Source organism: Paenibacillus thermoaerophilus, from assembly GCF_005938195.1.
GTDB classification, from domain to species: domain Bacteria; phylum Bacillota; class Bacilli; order Paenibacillales; family Reconciliibacillaceae; genus Paenibacillus_W; species Paenibacillus_W thermoaerophilus.
Genome location: NZ_VCQZ01000001.1, coordinates 238,999 through 257,640 on the forward strand (window position 1 = coordinate 238,999; position 18,642 = coordinate 257,640).

At 62.8% G+C, this 18,642-nt stretch carries 16 protein-coding genes and 1 pseudogene; 14 read left to right on the top strand and 3 right to left on the bottom strand.

Going from position 1 to position 18,642, the window contains the following annotated elements:
* Window positions 1–32: 32 nt before the first annotated feature.
* Window positions 33–1,055: an asparaginase gene (locus FE781_RS01090; RefSeq protein ID WP_246067975.1), complete on the bottom strand. Its 1,023-nt coding sequence runs from the start codon at window positions 1,053–1,055 to the stop codon at window positions 33–35.
* A 55-nt stretch (window positions 1,056–1,110) separates the two neighbouring features.
* On the opposite strand from FE781_RS01090, the gene FE781_RS01095 reads away from it, so the two are divergent.
* The 6 genes from FE781_RS01095 to FE781_RS01120 all read left to right on the top strand — a co-directional run bounded on the left by FE781_RS01095 (window position 1,111) and on the right by FE781_RS01120 (window position 6,124).
* Window positions 1,111–1,374, top strand: a complete 264-nt coding sequence (locus FE781_RS01095; protein ID WP_138787775.1) for a YlbG family protein — start codon at window positions 1,111–1,113, stop codon at window positions 1,372–1,374.
* A gap of 124 nt (window positions 1,375–1,498) precedes the next feature.
* Window positions 1,499–1,936, top strand: a complete 438-nt coding sequence (locus tag FE781_RS01100) for a hypothetical protein (protein WP_138787776.1) — start codon at window positions 1,499–1,501, stop codon at window positions 1,934–1,936.
* A gap of 212 nt (window positions 1,937–2,148) precedes the next feature.
* The gene (locus FE781_RS01105; RefSeq protein ID WP_138787777.1) at window positions 2,149–3,054 is read left to right on the top strand and encodes a selenium metabolism-associated LysR family transcriptional regulator; all 906 of its coding nucleotides are present in this window, start codon (window positions 2,149–2,151) and stop codon (window positions 3,052–3,054) included.
* Window positions 3,051–3,902, top strand: coding sequence for a PHP domain-containing protein (locus FE781_RS01110; RefSeq protein WP_138787778.1), 852 nt, complete (start codon window positions 3,051–3,053; stop codon window positions 3,900–3,902). The genes FE781_RS01105 and FE781_RS01110 overlap by 4 nt, the downstream gene beginning before the upstream one ends.
* The gene (gene galU, locus FE781_RS01115) at window positions 3,899–4,783 is read left to right on the top strand and encodes a UTP--glucose-1-phosphate uridylyltransferase GalU (protein WP_138787779.1); all 885 of its coding nucleotides are present in this window, start codon (window positions 3,899–3,901) and stop codon (window positions 4,781–4,783) included. The genes FE781_RS01110 and galU overlap by 4 nt, the downstream gene beginning before the upstream one ends.
* 24 nt (window positions 4,784–4,807) lie before the next feature.
* The gene (locus tag FE781_RS01120; protein WP_138787780.1) at window positions 4,808–6,124 is read left to right on the top strand and encodes a UDP-glucose dehydrogenase family protein; all 1,317 of its coding nucleotides are present in this window, start codon (window positions 4,808–4,810) and stop codon (window positions 6,122–6,124) included.
* Between the two features lie 597 nt (window positions 6,125–6,721).
* Here FE781_RS01120 and FE781_RS01125 read toward each other — a convergent pair.
* A pseudogene (locus FE781_RS01125) lies at window positions 6,722–7,133 on the bottom strand (GNAT family N-acetyltransferase).
* Window positions 7,134–7,315: 182 nt separating this feature from the next.
* The gene (locus FE781_RS01130) at window positions 7,316–9,124 is read right to left on the bottom strand and encodes an Rqc2 family fibronectin-binding protein (RefSeq protein WP_138787781.1); all 1,809 of its coding nucleotides are present in this window, start codon (window positions 9,122–9,124) and stop codon (window positions 7,316–7,318) included.
* A 231-nt stretch (window positions 9,125–9,355) separates the two neighbouring features.
* On the opposite strand from FE781_RS01130, the gene FE781_RS01135 reads away from it, so the two are divergent.
* The 8 genes from FE781_RS01135 to coaBC all read left to right on the top strand — a co-directional run bounded on the left by FE781_RS01135 (window position 9,356) and on the right by coaBC (window position 18,641).
* A complete protein-coding gene (locus FE781_RS01135) occupies window positions 9,356–12,172 on the top strand; it encodes a calcium-translocating P-type ATPase, SERCA-type (RefSeq protein WP_138787782.1) in 2,817 nt (938 codons plus the stop codon).
* 242 nt (window positions 12,173–12,414) lie between these two features.
* Window positions 12,415–13,257, top strand: a complete 843-nt coding sequence (dapF, locus tag FE781_RS01140; RefSeq protein ID WP_138787783.1) for a diaminopimelate epimerase — start codon at window positions 12,415–12,417, stop codon at window positions 13,255–13,257.
* The gene (locus FE781_RS01145; RefSeq protein WP_138787784.1) at window positions 13,247–15,154 is read left to right on the top strand and encodes a bifunctional homocysteine S-methyltransferase/methylenetetrahydrofolate reductase; all 1,908 of its coding nucleotides are present in this window, start codon (window positions 13,247–13,249) and stop codon (window positions 15,152–15,154) included. Before dapF ends, FE781_RS01145 begins: the two co-directional genes overlap by 11 nt.
* Before the next feature lie 18 nt (window positions 15,155–15,172).
* Window positions 15,173–16,054 (top strand): YicC/YloC family endoribonuclease, encoded by an 882-nt coding sequence (locus FE781_RS01150; protein WP_138787785.1) that lies wholly within the window; start codon window positions 15,173–15,175, stop codon window positions 16,052–16,054.
* Between the two features lie 137 nt (window positions 16,055–16,191).
* Window positions 16,192–16,455 carry an extracellular matrix/biofilm regulator RemA gene (gene remA, locus FE781_RS01155; RefSeq protein WP_138787786.1) on the top strand — a complete coding sequence of 88 codons (264 nt, stop codon included), beginning with the start codon at window positions 16,192–16,194 and terminating at the stop codon, window positions 16,453–16,455.
* On the top strand, window positions 16,445–17,083 hold the full coding sequence (gene gmk / locus FE781_RS01160) for a guanylate kinase (RefSeq protein WP_138787787.1): 639 nt from the start codon (window positions 16,445–16,447) through the stop codon (window positions 17,081–17,083). The genes remA and gmk overlap by 11 nt, the downstream gene beginning before the upstream one ends.
* Entirely contained in the window at window positions 17,083–17,304 is a 222-nt protein-coding gene (gene rpoZ / locus FE781_RS01165) for a DNA-directed RNA polymerase subunit omega (RefSeq protein WP_138787788.1), read from the top strand. Before gmk ends, rpoZ begins: the two co-directional genes overlap by 1 nt.
* A gap of 68 nt (window positions 17,305–17,372) precedes the next feature.
* Window positions 17,373–18,641 carry a bifunctional phosphopantothenoylcysteine decarboxylase/phosphopantothenate--cysteine ligase CoaBC gene (gene coaBC / locus FE781_RS01170; protein ID WP_138787789.1) on the top strand — a complete coding sequence of 423 codons (1,269 nt, stop codon included), beginning with the start codon at window positions 17,373–17,375 and terminating at the stop codon, window positions 18,639–18,641.
* The last annotated feature ends 1 nt before the right edge of the window (window position 18,642 follow it).

Here is an 18,642-nt window from a genome sequence, read left to right on the forward strand (position 1 = left end):
TCGCGGCTTCGTCAGAAGCCGCGACTGCGGCGTTACGGGGTCCAGTCCCCGGGGAGGCGCAGTTCGAAGGAGGGCCTGAGCTCGCCGACCGTCTCGCCCCGCCTGTTGAGCACGGGCGGCCGGCGGTACGAGGCGAGCCGCCGCTGCTCGTCCTCGGTCAGCAAGCCGAGTTGGACAAGCGTTTCCGCCACAACCGGATACAACGACCGTTCGGCGCCGTCCGCGATTTTGACGGCGATGCCGATGCCTTTCTCCGGTACCGCCAGAGCGAATACGCCTTCCGCTCCCATCTTGCCGATGAGCCGGCCGCCCGTCGCTTCGATCAGCGCCGTATCGAACCGGCCCGTTCCCGCCAGATGGAACGGGTGATCGGCGATCGCGCGCCGCAGACGCAGACAAGCTTCGGCAAGGGGCAGCGGCAGACCGTCGCCGGTTCCCCAGCGGGCGAAGCCGCGGGCCAGCGAAGACAGCGGCAGGCCGAACACCGGCACGCCGCAGCCGTCGACCCCAAGCGTAATCCGCTCGGCAGGCACGCCGCAGATTTCGGCGACGGCTTCAAGCATGGCGGCCTGCACAGGATGCTGCCGGCTTACGTAAGCGGATACGGGTACGCCCAACTGAAGCGCGAGCGCGATCATCCCGGCGTGCTTGCCCGAGCAGTTGTTGTGCGCCGCGGAGAACGGGACGCCGTCGCGAATCAGGCGGTGCGCCGATTCGCGGTGGAACGGCTCCTGCGGACCGCACTCCAGCGATTCCGGCGTCAGCCCCATCTTCTCCAGCATGGAGCGGACGGTTCGCTCGTGTTCCGGCTCGCCCCCATGCGAGGCGCACATCAGCGCCAGTTCCTCCGGGCTGAAGCAGAACCGGTCCGCCGCCCCCGAGGCGACGACGGCCGCCGCCTGCAGCGGTTTGGCGGTGGAACGGGCGTATATGTACGCGTCGGGCTCCCCGATGCCGGCGATCAGCCGGCCGGCGGCGTCCGCGACCGCGATGGAGCCGCGGTGCGCGCTTTCGACGGAGCCGCCGCGAAAAACCTGCAGCAGAAGTTCGGTCATGATGCATGACTCCTCCCTAATTGTCATAATATTCTTACAAAGCGAGGTTGCTTCCTTGTTCCGCGATCGGATCGGATTTATCGTATGGATAAACGATGTCAAGGCCGCCCGAAACCTGGAAAAGTACGGCCACCTGCACTACATATCCCGCCGTCTCCACTATGCCGTGCTGTACGCGTATGCGGAACAGGAGGAGGAGCTGGCGAAGACGCTGATGCGCCTGCCGTATGTCCGCAAGGTCGAACGTTCCTACCGGAACGAGATTCGGACGGAATACAACCATAATGTGCCTGACCAAACCCGATTTTACACCTTCTGAGCCATTTGCGAAAGGCAGCGGAAACTGAACGAATTATTCGAAAACAAGGGTTGGAAAAATTTTATTGAATCGGTAAAATGGGAGCAGGTGTCCGATTCCGAATCCGGCGAAAGGAGGAACGCGAATGAGAGATCGGATCATGGACCGCTACAGTACCTACGAGCCCTTCTATATCGTCCTCGGCGACAAGAAGATTGCGGACATCATCATTACGAACCATGCCCGTGTCCGCTGGACGGAGCGGGTGGAGAGCGACAAGACGGGCTATGGGGATATTTGCGATTTTTTGTGGGATCGTCTTAAAAAGGGGCGGGTCGAGTCCTATTACCGCAAAGAAGAGGATGTCTATCTGATCGACGACGATCTGGTGATGGTCGCCGAGTTCACCGTGTTGGAGAACGAGACGGACATCGCGGGAAACCCGTTACATAAAATGATCGTCGTGACGTTCCTCGGCCGCATGTCGGAAACGATGGAGCTTCGAGATCTCAAGACGTATTATTCCTGGCTTCGCCACTCCAGACGGATGACCTTGATCAAAAACACCCGCAAGCGCAAGTAAGGCGGGCGGCCGACCGGTTCGTCGGCCGCTTGCGGAACGGCGCGCGAGCGGGCCGAATGGAACCGCCGATACAACGGATCGCCCGACAATGTTCCCGGGGTCGATCCGTTTTGTCGTTTTTTGCGGGAAAATGGAAGGAGCCGGGAAGATCCGCCGGGAGGTTTGGCCGTCCGCGACCGATATCTGGTATAATAGGGATAGGAGGGACGATCGTGGCTCTAAATTTCCATCAGCTTCACATTTTTTATTCGGTTGCCGAAAAAGGCAGCTTCTCCGCCGCGGCCCAATCGCTGCACATGACGCAGCCGGCCGTCACGATGCAAATCCAGTCCCTGGAGGACTACTTCGGCGTCAAGCTGTTCCAGCGGTCGACGAAGCGCATCGAGATCACGGAGGCGGGACGCACGCTGCTGCCGTACGCCCGGCGCGGCATGCGCCTCATCCAGGAAGCCGAAGCGGCGATGGCCGCCTATTCCCGCATGCTTGCGGGCAGCCTGCAGCTCGGGGCGAGCCTGACGATCGGCGAATACATTCTGCCGAGGCTGCTCGGACGGTTCAACCGCGACCATCCCGACATCACCATCCGATTGAAGGTGATGAACACGGCTCAGATCGTCGGGGACATCTTGAACCATCATCTGAACTTCGGCCTGGTCGAAGCGCCGATCGAGCATCCCGACATTACGGCGGAAGCGGTCATGAGCGACGAGCTGAAGCTGATCGTGCCCGCGGATCATTCGCTGGCCCGGGCCGAACGAGTCACGCCGGAAGATCTGTTCCGCCACCCCATCATCCTGAGGGAGCCGGGTTCGGGCACGCGGCGGGTGATGGAAGAGGAACTCGCCCGCAAAGGATTCAAAGCGTCCGATCTGCACATCGCCATGGAGCTGGGAAGCACGGGGGCGATCAAGTCGGCGGTGGAAGCCGGACTGGGCATCTCGCTGCTGTCCGAATCCGCCGTCAAGCATGAGAAGACGCTGGGGCTGATCGCCGTCAGATCGATAGACGGATTGGAGTTCACGCGCCATTTTTATTCCATTTATTTAAAAACGTCGCTTCTGCCCCTGTCGGCGGTTACGTTTCTCGGATACTTGCGCGAGAGGGGGTGGAACGTATGACGGCTTATGCCGACCTGCATATGCATTCGCTTCGTTCGGACGGCATGCACCGTCCCGCGGAGTTGCCGGAGATGGCCGCCCGCGCCGGGCTGGCCGCCATCGCGCTCACCGACCACGACACGATGGCGGGCGTGGAGGAAGCGGCCGAAGCCGGAGAGCGCATCGGGATCGAAGTAGTGCCCGGAGTCGAGATCAGCACGGCCGACGGCGGCCAGGACATTCACGTGCTGGGTTATTTCGTGGACCCGTCTGACCCGCTCCTGCGCGCCCGGCTGGAGTCCCAGCGAGACGTGCGGAAGGCGCGCAACCGGCTGATGATCGAGGCGCTGAGAGCTCACGGCGTGGACATCACGCTTGAGGAAGTGGCCGAGCTGGCCGCCCGGTCGGGCAAAAGCGCCGACAATCTGGGGCGTCCCCATATCGCCGATTGCCTGGTGCACAAAGGCTACGCCGCGGGACGGGCGGACGCGTTCGACCGCTGGATCGGCAAAGGGGCGCCCGCTTACGTATTGCCGCCCCGTATCGCGCCGGAGGAAGCGGTCGACTGGATTCGCGAAGCCGGCGGCGCGGCCGTGCTGGCGCATCCGGGATTGTACGGGGACGAGCCGCTGGTCGAGCGGCTGATCGCCTACGGCCTCGACGGCATCGAAGCGTACCACTCCGATCATACTCCGGAACAGGAACGGGCTTACGCGGCTCTGGCGGAACGGCACGGTCTGGTCGCGACGGCCGGCTCGGACTTTCACGGTTCTCGCGGAGGGGAAGCGGTATTCCACGGTCCGGTCGGCCACCGCCGGACGCCCGTGGACACGATTAAGCGGTTGAGAGAAAGGATTAGACGCCTATGACACGCATACGCAAAGCGATTATTCCGGCGGCGGGGCTCGGCACCCGTTTCCTGCCGGCGACCAAAGCGCAGCCGAAGGAAATGCTGCCGATTGTGGACAAGCCCGCCATTCAATATATCATCGAAGAAGCGGTCGAATCGGGCATCGAAGATATTATGATCGTAACCGGCCGGAACAAACGCGCCATCGAGGACCACTTCGACAAGTCGTTCGAGCTGGAAGCGATGCTGGAGGCGAGCGGCAAGCAGGATCTGCTGCGCGAGGTGCAGGCGATCTCGAATCTGGCGGACGTGCATTATATCCGCCAGAAGCAGCCGCTCGGGCTCGGACATGCCGTGCTCTGCGCGCGCAAGTTCGTCGGCGACGAGCCGTTCGCCGTGCTGCTGGGGGACGACATCATCCAGTCGCAGCCGCATTGCCTGAGACAGATGATGGACGTCTACGAGCGGCACCGGACGTCGGTCATCGCCGCGATGGAGGTGCCGCGGACGGAAGTCGACCGTTACGGCATCATCGCGCCGGACGGGGAAGCGGAAGGCCCGCGCAACCATTATATCTCGGATCTCGTGGAGAAACCGGATGTCGACAGCGCGCCTTCGCGATTGGCCGTGATCGGCCGCTATATCATCGAGCCGGACATCTTCGATATTCTCGAGTCGATCGAGCCGGGCCGGGGCGGCGAGATTCAATTGACGGACGCCCTTCGCGTGCTGAACGCCCGCAAGCCGATGATCGCCCATACGCTGGACGGCAAACGTTACGATATCGGAGACAAGTTCGGATATATCGAAGCCACGATCGAGATGGCGCTGCAGCGCAAGGAGCTTGCCGATCAACTGCGCGAGTATTTGCGCGGTCTGGCGGTCCAGAAGGTACTGTAAACCAACCGTCTTGAGGGGGAAACCATGAGAGAGGGCATCCAAGCGGAGAAGCTGGCTTTTATCGGCGCCGGTTATGTGGGACTCGTATCGGGCACCTGTTTTGCGGAGCTCGGGAACCGGGTGGTGTGCGTCGATCGGGATGCGGACAAAATCGGCCTATTGCGCGATTCGGTCATTCCGATCTACGAGCCGGGACTGGAGGAGCTGGTACGGTGCAATCAAGCCGCCGGACGGCTGTCGTTCACGACGTCGATCGGCGATGCCGTGCGCGAAGCGGATATTGTTTTCCTGGCGGTCGGCACGCCCCCGCTGGAAGGCGGCGACGTCGATCTGTCGCAGGTGAGGGATGCGGCCAGACAGATCGCCGAGAACATCGACGCCGACAAAATCGTCGTGATCAAAAGTACGGTGCCCGTCGGCACGGGGCGGTCGATCGAACGCCTGATCAACGAACATTCGCGGTCCGGAGCGAAGGTCCGGGTCGTGTCCAACCCGGAGTTTCTCCGGGAAGGTTCGGCGATCCACGACACGTTTCATCCGGACCGGATCGTCATCGGCTGCGAAGATCCCGAAGCGGGAGAGCGGATTCGCCGCCTCCATGAGCCGTTGGGAGCGGAGACGCTGATCACGGGCCGGGAGAGCGCGGAATTGATCAAATACGCCGCCAACGCTTTTCTCGCAACCAAAATCTCGTTTATTAACGAGATGGCCAACATCTGCGAAAAAGTCGGCGCCGATATCGGCATGGTCGCCAAAGGCATCGGGCTGGACAAGCGGATCGGGCCTCATTTTCTGCAGGCGGGCGTCGGCTACGGCGGCTCCTGCTTTCCGAAGGATACGCGGGCCCAACTGCGGATCGCCGAAGACGTCGATTACGAATTCCGCATCCTGCGGGCCGTCATCGAAGTCAACCGGCTCCAGCGCCTCCGGTTCGCTCAGAAGATCGAGCGGGCGGCCGGGCCGGTCGAAGGCAAGCGGATCGCGGTGCTCGGCTTGGCCTTCAAGCCGGAGACGGACGATCTGCGGGACGCCCCGTCGCTCGATGTCGCGGATTGGCTCATTCGCCGAGGCGCGGACGTGATCGGCTACGATCCGGTCGCTTGGGCCCGGGCGGCGCAGCAGATACCGGAACTGGCCGTGACGGATTCGCTGGAAGCCGCCTTGCGCGGAGCGGATGCGGTCGTCGTCGTCACGCAATGGGAATCCATCCGGCGGATGGACCTGGATTGGGCCAAATCGCTTGTCGCCCGGCCGATCATGATCGACGGGCGGAATATATGGGAGCCGGCGGAGATGGCGGCCAAGGGCTGGACGTATTGGTCGGTCGGCAGACCCGAGTGACGGCATAACGTTCGGAACTGTCTTTAAAAGGGAAGTTGGATCGTCTGACGGAAGAAGAAATGGCGGCGCACGGAGGTTATCTCCTGCACCGCCATTTTCCGTTTTCGGGTCTGTTGCGCTTTCCGATCGCCCTGTTCCCTTGCGGTTTGGCGCAAGCATCCTTGCCTTCGGGAGTCGGCGCTCCCGTCGGGCCGACGTTATGCTTCGCCGGAATCTGCGCATCCGGCGGCTGGCTTCGCTTGACCGATGACGCGGACATCCCGTTGCCCGCCTTGCCGGGCCAATGGGCTTGCTCTGCGGCAAGCGCAAGACCGGGGGCAGGCTGTTTGCGATATTTTTTATCGCTATGGCCGAAAAATCGCGGCCCTCTGCCCGCTTTAGCGATATAAAATATCGGTAAAGAAGCGGTTTCACGCTTCTGAGCCTTTTTTTCTCGGCGTTAGCGATATTTGATATCGCTAAGCCAACACAGAAGCGGCGGTACGGCCGCGTTAACGATATTTTTTATCGGAAAATGAGGTCGTCTCCCGGGCCGGGGAACGGAACCGATTGATAGGTTCCATTTTTGCTATCAGACACCCGCTTCGGGTTTAGTTTTTACGACAAATCTTGGGATAGCCGAATCATGTCCCGGCAGCGTATCCCGTATGTCCACGCCAACGATCAGAAAGCCGCATTTTGGATAGAAAGCCAATTGCCCGATGCTTGAGTTCCCTGTGCCGCTTCAATGGTTCTATATCCGCTTGCTTCGCTGTTTCGATGGCGTGTCGCACCAGCATGTTGCCTATTCCTTGGCCTTGCAGCTTTTCCCGAACCGCAATGTTCACCAATTCGACCGTTTCGGGCCCTGTCGGCAAAAGAACGTATACCCCACAATTTCGTCATTCGTTTCCGCTATCCAACATGCTCACCGGTTCACGTATTCTTCCACAAGCTTCCGGGAAGGGTCCGCCGATAACAGCAAATCCATCGGATATGGTTCATGGGGAGCCAATTTTCTTATGCGCATCTCTTACTCCTTAAATTCGCAGAGGGGGATAGCCGGCAAACCGGAAAAAGCGCCGCCGGGAGCAGCGCAAGGGAAGCCGCTCGAACGGAATCGCCCGTTCGCCTGGGCTCGGCAGGGCCGTTAACGGCCCATCCGGGAACTGTCTCGGGCAGGGTGCCTGTTCGCCCAGGGCCGGCAAGCAATTAAGGGCTGTTCGCGGACGGCTTCGGGGAGGCCTGCGGTTCGGCCAGTGACCGAACGAGTTCTTCGTCCGGCGTGACGTAAAGGGTCCGCTGCCGGTCGTATATGACATAACCCGGCCGCGCCCCGTTCGGCTTGCGGACGTGCCGGATCAGCGTGTAGTCGACCGGCACGCTGCTCGATTCCCGGGCTTGGCTGAACCAGGCGGCCAGCACGGCCGCCTCCCGGAGCGTCGTGTCGCTTACCTTGTCGGAGCGGATGACGACGTGGGAGCCGGGGATGTCCTTCGTATGCAGCCAGGTTTCGTTCGGCTTAGCCAGGCGCATCGTCAAATACTCGTTTTGCGTGTTGTTTTTGCCGACGAGGATCGGCACCCCTTCGCTGGAGCGGAAAACCGTCAAGGCCGGAGCTTCCGGTTTTTTCTTTTTGCCGGGCTTGCCCCCGGAGCCCCGCTTGCCGCCGTCCCGCTGACGCCGCTTCGCGTAACCTTCGCGCTCCAGCTCCTCGCGGATTTCCTCCAGATCACCGAGATCGGCGATAGCCAGTTGGGCCAGCAGGTTATCGAGATATTCGTTTTCCTCCTGCGTCCGCGCGATCTGCTCGGCGACGACGGCCAGGCTGTTTTTCGCTTTTGCGTATTTGCGGAAATACCGCTGCGCATTCTCCGACGGCGTCAGCCGGGGATCGAGCGGAATCGCCACCTTCGGCATCGCCTCGTCGTAATAGTCGACCGCCTCGTAAACTTCGGCACCTTTTTCGATCTCGTGCAGCGAAGCGGTCAGCAGTTCGCCCAGACGGCGGAAGCGGTCCGCTTCCTTCGCTTCCTCCAGCGTTTCCCGCAGCTTGGCCAGCTTCGCTTCGTTTTTGTTCCGCTCGTTTTGCAGCAGCCGGATCATGTCGTTCGCGCGCTGCTTGACGGCGTCGCGCTCGGCTTTGTCGCCGTAATACGCTTCGAGGCAGGCGCTTACCGTCGGGAAAGTCCGGCGCTCGCCTTGCGCGTGCGTCAGCTCCAGCACCGAGAACAGCTCTTTGCCGCCCGGCTCCCTGACGATATTCGGCCGGACGTCGCCGCGCTCGATCGCGAGCATCGCCGCGCGGAACGATTGCCACAACCGTTCGGCGTCGGCTTCTCCGATCACAGCCGCGTCGCCGGATATCCCGGCCCGGTGGCAGATCTCGCGGGCGTTCAGCGGGCCGATGCCGGTGAAGGCGCGCACGAAGCGTCCGCTTGCGGCGTCGCGGTCGCCGTCCGATGCGGCCATCAGGCTGCGGAACCGCTCTGCGTCGGCCGCGAACGGGTCCGCCTTGTCCTGCGCGGGCGGAGCGACGTACCGGCTGCCGGGCAGCACGATCCGGTAGCTGCTGACCGCCGGCGTCACGTGCCGGATGCCGTCGTGGATCAGGCCCGTTTCCGGGTCGAGCAGTATCAGGTTGCTGTGCCGGCCCATCAGCTCGACGACGATTCGCTTGTATGTGACGTCGCCCAGTTCGTCGCGGTGGCGCACGTCGAAGTGCAGCACCCGCTCGGCACCGTCCTGGCGGATGCGTTCGAGAATGGCGCCCTCGCAATATTTCCGCATCAGCATGCAGAACATCGGCGCTTCCGCCGGATTGCGGTAGGACGCTTCCGTCAGGTGGACGCGCGGGTACGTGGGATTCACCGAGAGCAGCAGCTTCACCGCGCGGTTCTGCGCGCGGATATGAAGAACGATATCCGTATCGCCCGGTTGATGGATTTTGGTGATGCGGCCGCCCTCCAGCGATTGAAGTTCGATCGCGAGCGATCGGACGGCCAGACCGTCGAGAGACATGGGAACTCCCCCGTTCGTATTGGAGTGCTCCTCTATTCTGCCATAATTCGCGCCAAAACTTAAGTCGAAACGGAAAGAACCGATCCGATTCCCGCCCCTTGACAGAGGCGGCTCGGCCGCGAGAGGGGGCCGCGCCGCGGCATCGAAGCGGACAAAGGGTGATAAATCCCGGCTTGGCCGAATAAATTGGACATAGCAGGCGCTAACAAGACGTGAAGGAGAGGGCAAGCGATGGATGGGAACCGATATTACCAACTGACTCCCGAGGAGTCGGTCGCGCTGCAGCGTTCGGACGCCGCGGCCGGGCTCGGAGAGGAGGAAGCGAACCGGCGGCTGACGGAGGCGGGATCGAACGAGCTTGCGGAGAAAGCGGCGATCTCGCCGCTCGCGTTGTTTCTGAACCAGTTCAAGGATTTTATGGTGTTGGTGCTGATGGCGGCGACGCTCATCTCGGGGCTGCTCGGCGAATATCTGGACGCGATCACAATCGTGGCGATTATCGTGCTGAACGGCGTGATGGGATTTGTCCAAGAGTTCCGGGCGGAGCGCTCGCTCCGCGCGCTGAAGGAACTGTCGGCGCCGAACGCCCGGGTCTTGCGGGGCGGCGTCGTCAAGACGATCCCCGCGAACCGGCTCGTGCCGGGCGATATCGTGCTGGTCGAGAGCGGCGACCGGGTGCCCGCCGATCTGCGCTGGCTGTCCTGCAGCAGCCTGTACGTCGAAGAATCGGCTCTGACGGGCGAGTCGATGCCGGTCGAGAAGCGGTCCGAAGCGATCGCCGCGGACGAACTGCCGCTCGGGGACCAGCGCAACCTCGGCTTTATGGGGACGATGGTGACGCGCGGAACCGGCCGCGGCATCGTCGTGCGCACGGGAATGGCGACGGAAATGGGCAAGATCGCGGATTTGATCCAAAGCGCGGAGGAGCAGCAGACGCCGCTGCAGCACCGGCTCGAGCAACTGGGCAAATATTTGATCTACATCGCGCTGGCGCTGACCGTCGTTGTCGTGCTGGCGGGCATTTGGCACGGGCAGCAGCCTTACATGATGTTTTTGGCCGGCGTCAGCCTGGCCGTGGCGGCGATTCCCGAGGGTTTGCCCGCGATTGTGACGATCGCGCTGGCCATCGGGGTGCAGCGGATGATCAAGCGCCGGGCGATCGTGCGCAAGCTGCCGTCCGTCGAAACGCTGGGCTGCGCCTCGGTGATCTGCTCCGACAAAACCGGCACGCTCACGCAAAATAAAATGACCGTCACCCACCTGTGGACGGGCGGACGCCTGTTCGAGGTGACGGGCGAAGGTTATGCCCCGGAGGGAGACATTCTGGAGAACGGCCGCCCGGTCGACCCGAAGCGGGACGGCGCGCTGAAGCGCATGCTGCAGATCGCCGCGCTGTGCAACAACGCGTCGCTGCGGATCGACGAAGGGGAGGCCCGCAAGCCGGGCAAAAAAGGAAAAGGCGCCGCCGAAGATTACGGTCCGCGCTGGGTGCTCGACGGCGATCCGACGGAAGGCGCTCTGCTGGCGCTGGCCGCGAAGGGCGGTCTGGACAAATCGTCGCTGGAAGCCGCCTACAAGCGCGCCGGGGAAATTCCGTTCGAATCCGACCGCAAGCGGATGACGGTTGTCGTCCGGCATCAGGGCGGCCGGCAGGCCATGACCAAAGGGGCTCCCGACGTGCTGCTCGATCTGTGCTCCTACATCCTCTGGGAAGGGCAAGTCATTCCGCTGACCGCGACGCTCAAGGCCAAAGTGCTGGCCGCCAACGAAGGAATGGCGCGGGGGGCCCTGCGGGTCATCGGCATGGCGTACCGGGATCTGAAGCCGGCCGGGCAGGGCGAGGACGTTACCGCCGACGCGGAGCAGTCGTTGGTGTTCGCCGGATTGGCCGGAATGATCGATCCGCCGAGGCGGGAGGTCCGGGAGGCGATTCAAAAATGCCGGCAAGCGAGCATCCGCACGGTGATGATCACCGGCGACCATCAGACGACGGCCGAGGCGATCGCCCGGCAGCTCGGGATGCTGCCCGCGGGTGCGCTCGTCTTGAGCGGGCGGGAGTTGGATGCGCTGTCGGAAGACGAGCTGGACGGCAAAATCGAGCGGGTCGCCGTGTTCGCCCGGGTGTCGCCTGAGCACAAGCTGCGCATCGTCAAAGCACTGCAGCGACGCGGGCATATCGTGGCGATGACCGGGGACGGCGTCAATGACGCGCCCGCCATCAAAGCCGCCGATATCGGCATCGCGATGGGTCAGTCGGGCACGGACGTGTCCCGCGAGGCGTCGTCGCTGGTGCTGAGCGACGACAACTTCGCGACGATCGTGTTCGCGGTCGAGGAAGGCCGCGGCATCTACGAGAACATCCGCAAGTTTATCCGCTATCTGCTGGCGTCGAACGTCGGCGAGATCATGACGATGTTTCTGGCGATGATGGTCGGGCTGCCGATGCCGCTCGTGCCGATTCAGATTTTGTGGGTCAATCTCGTCACGGACGGGCTGCCGGCGATGGCTCTGGGCGTCGATCAGGCCGAGAAGGATCTGATGCAGCAAAAGCCGCGTCCGGCCAAGGAGAACATATTCGCCAGGCGGCTGGGCTGGAAAATTATCAGCCGCGGGCTGCTGATCGGCCTGTGCACGCTCGGCGCGTTCTGGATCGTGCTGGCGCAAAATCCGGACGACGCCGGCCAGCTCGTGCGCGCGCAGACCGTCGCGTTCGCCACGCTGGTGATGGCGCAGTTGATCCATGTGTTCGACTGCCGCAGCTCCAGGTCGGTCTTTCACCGCAATCCGCTGCAGAACAAGCTGCTTGTGTTCGCGGTGCTGTCCTCGCTGGCGCTTATGCTGGCCGTGCTGTATTGGGACCCGCTGCAGCCGGTCTTCAAAACGGTGGATCTCGGCGCCGCCGATTGGGTTCTGGTGCTGACGGCGGCAGGCATCCCGACGTTCCTGATGGGCATCGGCAGCGTGCTGTCGCCGAAAAAGCCTAAGCGGAAGTCGTCTTCGCCGATCGGCGGCGGGTATTCCCGCCGGATCAAACCGGCGTCGAGATAAGGATCCGGCAGCCGAAAAACGCCCCTTTTCATCGCCGCAATGCGCGAAGGAGAGGGGCGTTTTCGCATGAGGCGGCCGGGCCGGCGCGCGCGGGGACCGAAGCCCGGCGAACGCTTTCTCCGCCGTCGGCGCGGGCAGATCCGGCGGATCGGCGCCCTCCGGGGCGGCCGATAGGATGGCTTCCTCTTTTCCCGTTCCGAATTTTGATATATAGTAGATAGGATAGAGGAGGAGAATGCCTCATGGAATTCGTCAAAATGCAGGGGCTTGGCAACGACTTCATCGTTGTCTACGGCAGAGACAGGCTGCCGGAGAATGCATCCGAGACGGCGGTCCGGCTGTGCGACCGACATTTCGGCGTGGGGGCCGACGGGCTTGTGTATATCTTGCCGTCCGAGGCCGCCGATTTTCAAATGCGAATCATCAACGCGGACGGGTCGGAGGCCGAGCAATGCGGCAATGCGATTCGCTGCGTGGCCAAATATGTGTACGACCGGGGACTCGCCCCGGGCGAGACGCTGTCGGTGGAGACGCTGGGCGCCGGCCGGCAGGTCGTCCGGATTCAGGCGGAAGGCGGCAAGGCGAAAACCGTCACCGTCGACATGGGCGAGCCGGTGCTCGACGGCTTGCGCGTGCCGACGACGCTGGAAGGCGAGCCGATCCTGAACCGCGAGATTGAGGCTGCGGGACGGACGTTCCGGTTCACGGCGGTGTCGATGGGCAATCCGCACTGCGTCATTTTCGTGGACGACGCTCCGGGTTTCGAGCTGGGCACGTACGGCCCGGCGCTGGAGCATCATCCCGTATTCCCCAAGCGGACGAACGTCGAGTTCGCGACCGTCAGGTCGCGCACCCGGCTCGACATGCGCGTCTGGGAGCGGGGAGCGGGCCCTACGCTCGCTTGCGGCACGGGTGCGTGCGCCACGCTTGTGGCGGCCCATCTGAACGGCCTCGCCGACCGGAGGGCGACCGTCTCGCTGGCGGGGGGCGATCTCGATATCGAGTGGAGCGAAGCCGATAACCGGGTGTATATGACCGGTCCGGCCGTTGAAGTGTTCAAGGGGGTGCTGCCGGATGAAGCCTGATTTGAAAGAAGCGCTGAAAGGTCCGGTTCCGCTGCTCGGGGACGGAGCGGTCGGCACGTTTTTGTACCAGCTCGGCTTTCCCGTCGGCATCTCTTACGAAGAGCTGAACCTGACCTCGCCCGACGTTGTCATAGACGTGCACCGGCGCTATTACGAGGCGGGCGCGCGCGTGCTTGAGACGAACACCTACTCCGCCAACCGGTTCAAGCTGGAGAGATTCGGCCTGGAGCAGCAGGCGGAGGCGATCAACCGGGCGGGCGTGAGGCTGGCGCGCCAAGCGGCCGGCGACGACGCCTATGTCGTCGGAGCGGTCGGACCGATCCGGGCGGGCAAGTCGAAGGGGCTGCCCGAATCGGAATGGCGCGAAGCGTTCCGCGAGCAGATGCAGGCGCTGTTGGACGAGGGGGCCGACGGTCTGATTCTGGAGACGTTCTACGATCTGGACGAGCTGCTCGTCGCGATCGAGACGGCGCGCTCGCTGACGGACCGCGCGGTGATCGCGCAGTTCGCCCTGGAGGGTGACGCGACGACGCCGGAAGGCTTCCCCGTCGCCGAAGCGGCGCGCCGGGCGGTCGCGGCGGGAGCCGACGCGATCGGCTTCAACTGCCGCGTCGGACCGAGCAAGGCGCTGCGCCTGATCGAGCTGCTGCCGCCGGAGCTGCGCGAGTCGGTGCCGGTGTCGGTGTTCCCGAACGCGGGCTTCGCCGAATATGTCGACGGCAGCTACCGGTACGGCGCGACGCCGGAATACTTCGCCGACAGCGCGATCCGCTTCGCCGAACGCGGCGCGAAGCTCATCGGCGGCTGCTGCGGCACGACGCCCGAGCATATCGCGGCGATGGCGGGAGCGTTGGCGGGTTGGACGCCGGAAGCCGCGGCGGCGGCGGCGGAAACGTCCGTCCGTCCGTCCCTTGTCGCCGTCCGCTCGCCGCGCGATTCGAAATCCCCGGGAGCGGAGCCGCCCGCGCGCGGCCCGACGATTGTGGATCTGGTCCGCCAGCGGCACACCGTCGTCGTCGAGCTCGATCCGCCCCGGGACCTGGACATCTCGAAGTTCATGAGAGGGGCGGAAGCGCTGCGGGATGCGGGGGCGGACTCCATCACGATGGCGGACAATTCGCTTGCGATGACGCGGATGAGCAACGTTCCGCTCGGCTATCTGGTGAACGATCGGCTGGGCGTGCGGCCGCTGATCCATATCGCCTGCCGCGACCGGAATCTGATCGGCACGCAATCCCACCTGATGGGGCTGCATGCGCTGGGCATCGACCATGTGCTGGCGATCACGGGCGATCCGGCGCGCGTCGGCGATCTGCCGGGCGCGACCTCCGTGTTCGACATGACCTCGTTCGATCTGATCCGGATGATCAAGCAGTTGAACGAAGGCGTCGCGTTTTCGGGCAAACCGCTGAAGCAGAAAGCCAACTTCGTCGTCGGCGGCGCGTTTAACCCGAACGTGAAGGCGATCGACAAGGCGGTCGCGCGGCTGGAGAAAAAAATCGAATGCGGCGTCGATTACATCATGACGCAGCCCGTCTACGACGCCGCGATGATCGAGAGGGTCCACGAAGCGACCAAGCATTTGCGCGTTCCCGTGTTTATCGGCATCATGCCGCTGATCAGCGAGGGCAACGCCGAATATTTGCACAACGAGGTTCCCGGCATTTCGCTGCCGGACGAGGTCCGCAAACGGATGGCCGGACTCAAGGGCGAGGAAGGCCGGCGCGAAGGCGTCCGGATCGCCAAGGAGCTGCTTGATGTTGCGGTCGAGAAGTTCAACGGCATTTATCTGATGACGCCGATGATGTTCTACGAGATGACAGCCGAATTGACGCGGTACGTCAAGGAGCGGACGGTCGGTTCCTCTTGTACCCACTGTGCAAATCAAGTAAAATAACGATTGGATGTGTGGCGTATGCTCAGTATGACCGGCTACGGCGCGGCCGAAATCGAATGGGACGATCAGGTGATTCAGGCGGAAGTCCGTTCGGTCAATCACCGGTACGGCGAAGTGTCGGTCAAGCTTCCCCGGGAGTGGCTGTTTCTCGAGGATCCGCTGAGACGTCTCGCGTTGGAACGGCTTAAGCGAGGCAAAATCGATATTTATGTAAACGTGTTGAACCGGCAGGACGGTCCGGCCGGTCCTTTGGTAGACTGGCAGCGGGCGGAAGAATACGTGCGCATCGCCCGGGAGATGACCGAGCGGTTCGGGCTGATGTCCCTGGAGCTGAGCGCCCGCGACCTGCTGGCGCTTCCCGGCGTGACGGAGCCCGCGCGCGGCCGGCAGGTCGACCGGGAAGAATTGCAGCGCCGGTTGACGGAAGTTTTGTCCGCGGCGATTGACGCGCTGGTCGAGATGCGGAGGCGCGAGGGCGCGCATCTGAAGACCGACCTGCAGTCGCGGCTGGACCGATTGACCCAGTGCGGCCGGGCGCTCGCCGAGTTGGCTCCGGCCGTGCCGGAAGCGGCCCGTGAAAGGCTTCGCCAGCGATTGTCGCAATGGGGGGAGGCTTCGGCCATCGATCCGGACCGTCTCGCCCAGGAGGTTGCGCTGATCGCGGACCGGAGCGATGTGACGGAGGAGCTGACGAGGTTGTCCAGCCACTTCGCGCAGGCGAAGACGCTGCTGGATGCGAAGGAACCGGTCGGCCGGAAGCTTGACTTCCTGCTGCAGGAGATGCATCGCGAGACCAACACGATCGGTTCGAAATCCGGCGACGCCCGCATATCGGCTCTGGTGGTCGAGATGAAGGCGGAGCTCGAAAAAATGCGGGAGCAAGTCCAGAACGTGGAATGAAGCGGGAAGGCGCGGGTATGCCTGCGCCGACTGGCGGCAACAATGGTGATGCGCCCCGGAACAGACGCCGGCCGCTCACCTCCCCAAGCGGGAGCGCTTGACGCCCGCGATGCGAACTGTAGGAGGAACCTCATTTTATGGCCATCAAACTCATTAATATTGGCTTCGGGAACATCGTATCCGCCAACCGGATCATCTCGATAGTCAGTCCTGAGTCGGCACCGATCAAACGTATCATTCAGGAAGCGCGCGACCGGCATATGCTGATCGACGCCACGTACGGCCGCCGCACTCGCGCCGTGATCATAACGGACAGCGATCACGTGATCCTGTCCGCCGTACAACCGGAGACGGTCGCGCACCGCCTCTCCCATCAGAAGGACGATGAACATGACGAATAATCCGCAGGAGCCCGGACGCAAAGGGCTGCTGATCGTATTGTCGGGACCGGCCGGAGTCGGCAAGGGGACGGTCTGCAGCCACCTGCGCCGAATCTCGCCCGATCTGGTTTATTCCGTATCGGCGACGACGAGAGCGCCGCGCCAGGGCGAACAAGAAGGCATCAATTATTTTTTTAAATCCCGCGAGCAGTTCCAAGCCATGATCGACAACGACGAGCTGCTCGAATGGGCGCAGTACGTGGGCAATTTTTACGGCACCCCCCGCAGCTTCGTGGAGGACATGATCGCTTCGGGCCGCGACGTCATTCTGGAGATTGAAGTGCAGGGCGCCCTTCAGGTGAAAAATAAATATCCGCAGGGCGTATTCGTGTTTTTGATGCCGCCTTCTCTCGACGAATTGAAGATGCGGATCACGGGCCGCGGCACCGAGACGGAGGACGTCATCGAAAAACGGATGAACGTCGCCATCGAGGAGCTGCGGATGATGAGGCATTATCATTACGTCGTGACGAACGATGAGGTCGAATCCGCATGCGAACGGATCCGCTCGATCATTGCGGCGGAGCATTGCAAGCGGGAACGGCTGGAGCCGTATCTGAACAAATGGCTGGAAGGAGTGACGGGGTGATGTTGTACCCTTCGATCGATAAGCTGCTGGACAAGGTGGACAGCAAATATTCGCTGGTCGTCGCCGCGTCCAAACGCGCGCGCATGCTGCGCGAAGGCGCGAAGAGCGAACTCGAGGCGCCCAAATCGAGCAAGCAAGTCGGAATTGCGATGGAAGAGATTTACAACGGTACCATTTTGGTCGAAAAGGGATCTCCGTCGGATTCGGCCGCAGCGAAATAAGGAAAGATGACAACCGTTCGCGGTTGTTATTTTTTTCAGCAGGTTTTTAAAAAGAGGAGTGATGCTGGATGCTGCGGGGAAAACGAATCCTGCTGGGCGTAACGGGCGGAATCGCGGCTTACAAAGCGGCGGCCCTGTGCAGCCGATTGACCCAGGAAGGAGCCGAAGTTCGCGTCATCCTGACGGAAGGAGCCGCCAAATTCATTACGCCGCTGACGTTCCAGACGCTGACGAGGCATCCGGTCTACACCGACACGTTCGACGAGCGCGATCCCGGCGTCGTCTCCCATATCGATCTCGCGGACAACGCCGATCTCGTCGTGGTGGCGCCGGCGACGGCCAATGTGATCGCCAAGATGGCCCACGGCATCGCCGACGATATGCTGACGACCACCTTGCTGGCGACGACCGCTCCGGTGCTGGTGTGCCCGGCGATGAACGTCCATATGTACGCCCATCCGGCCGTTCAGGCCAATATGGAGACGCTGCGCCGGAGGGGCGTGTATTTTATCGAGCCCGGCGTCGGACAGCTCGCCTGCGGCTATGTGGGCAAAGGCAGGCTCGCCGAACCCGAGCAGATCGCCGAGGCGGTCAGAAGCTTTTGGGCGGACGAACGGGAGGAGAGCCGAACGGACGGCCCGGCGCTTCCTCTGGCGGGCAAACGCGTGGTCGTGACGGCCGGAGGCACGGTGGAACGGATCGACCCGGTCCGCTATCTGGCCAACGATTCTTCCGGGAAGATGGGAGCGGCGATCGCGGCCGCGGCTTTGGAGGCGGGCGCCGAGGTCACGCTGATCCACGGGCGGATGAGCGCGAAAGCGCCGGAGGGAGTCGAGAAGATCGGCGTCGAATCCGCGCTCGACATGTTCGAGGCGGTGCGGTCCCTGTGGGACCGGACGGACATCCTCGTCAAAGCGGCCGCCGTCGCCGATTACAGACCGGCCCGCCGGGCGGACCGCAAGATCAAGAAACACGGCGATACGCTGGAGCTGGAGCTGGTCAAAAATCCGGATATCGTCGCATGGGCCGGCGAGCATAAGACGAAGCAGTACATCGTGCAATTTGCGGCGGAAACCCATGACGCGGAAGAAAACGCCATGGACAAGCTGCGGCGCAAAAAAAGCGACCTGATCGTGCTGAACGACGTGACGGTGCCTGGAGCGGGCTTCGGCACGGACACGAATATCGTCCGGGTGTACGACGAACGGGGCAAGGCCGCCGATTGGCCGCTGCTCGGCAAGGACGAGGTGGCCCGGCGCCTGATCGCGCTGGTGGCCGAACGCACGGCGGCGCGGAACGGCGCGGACCGGACGCCCGGCCCGGACGGAGGAGAATGAC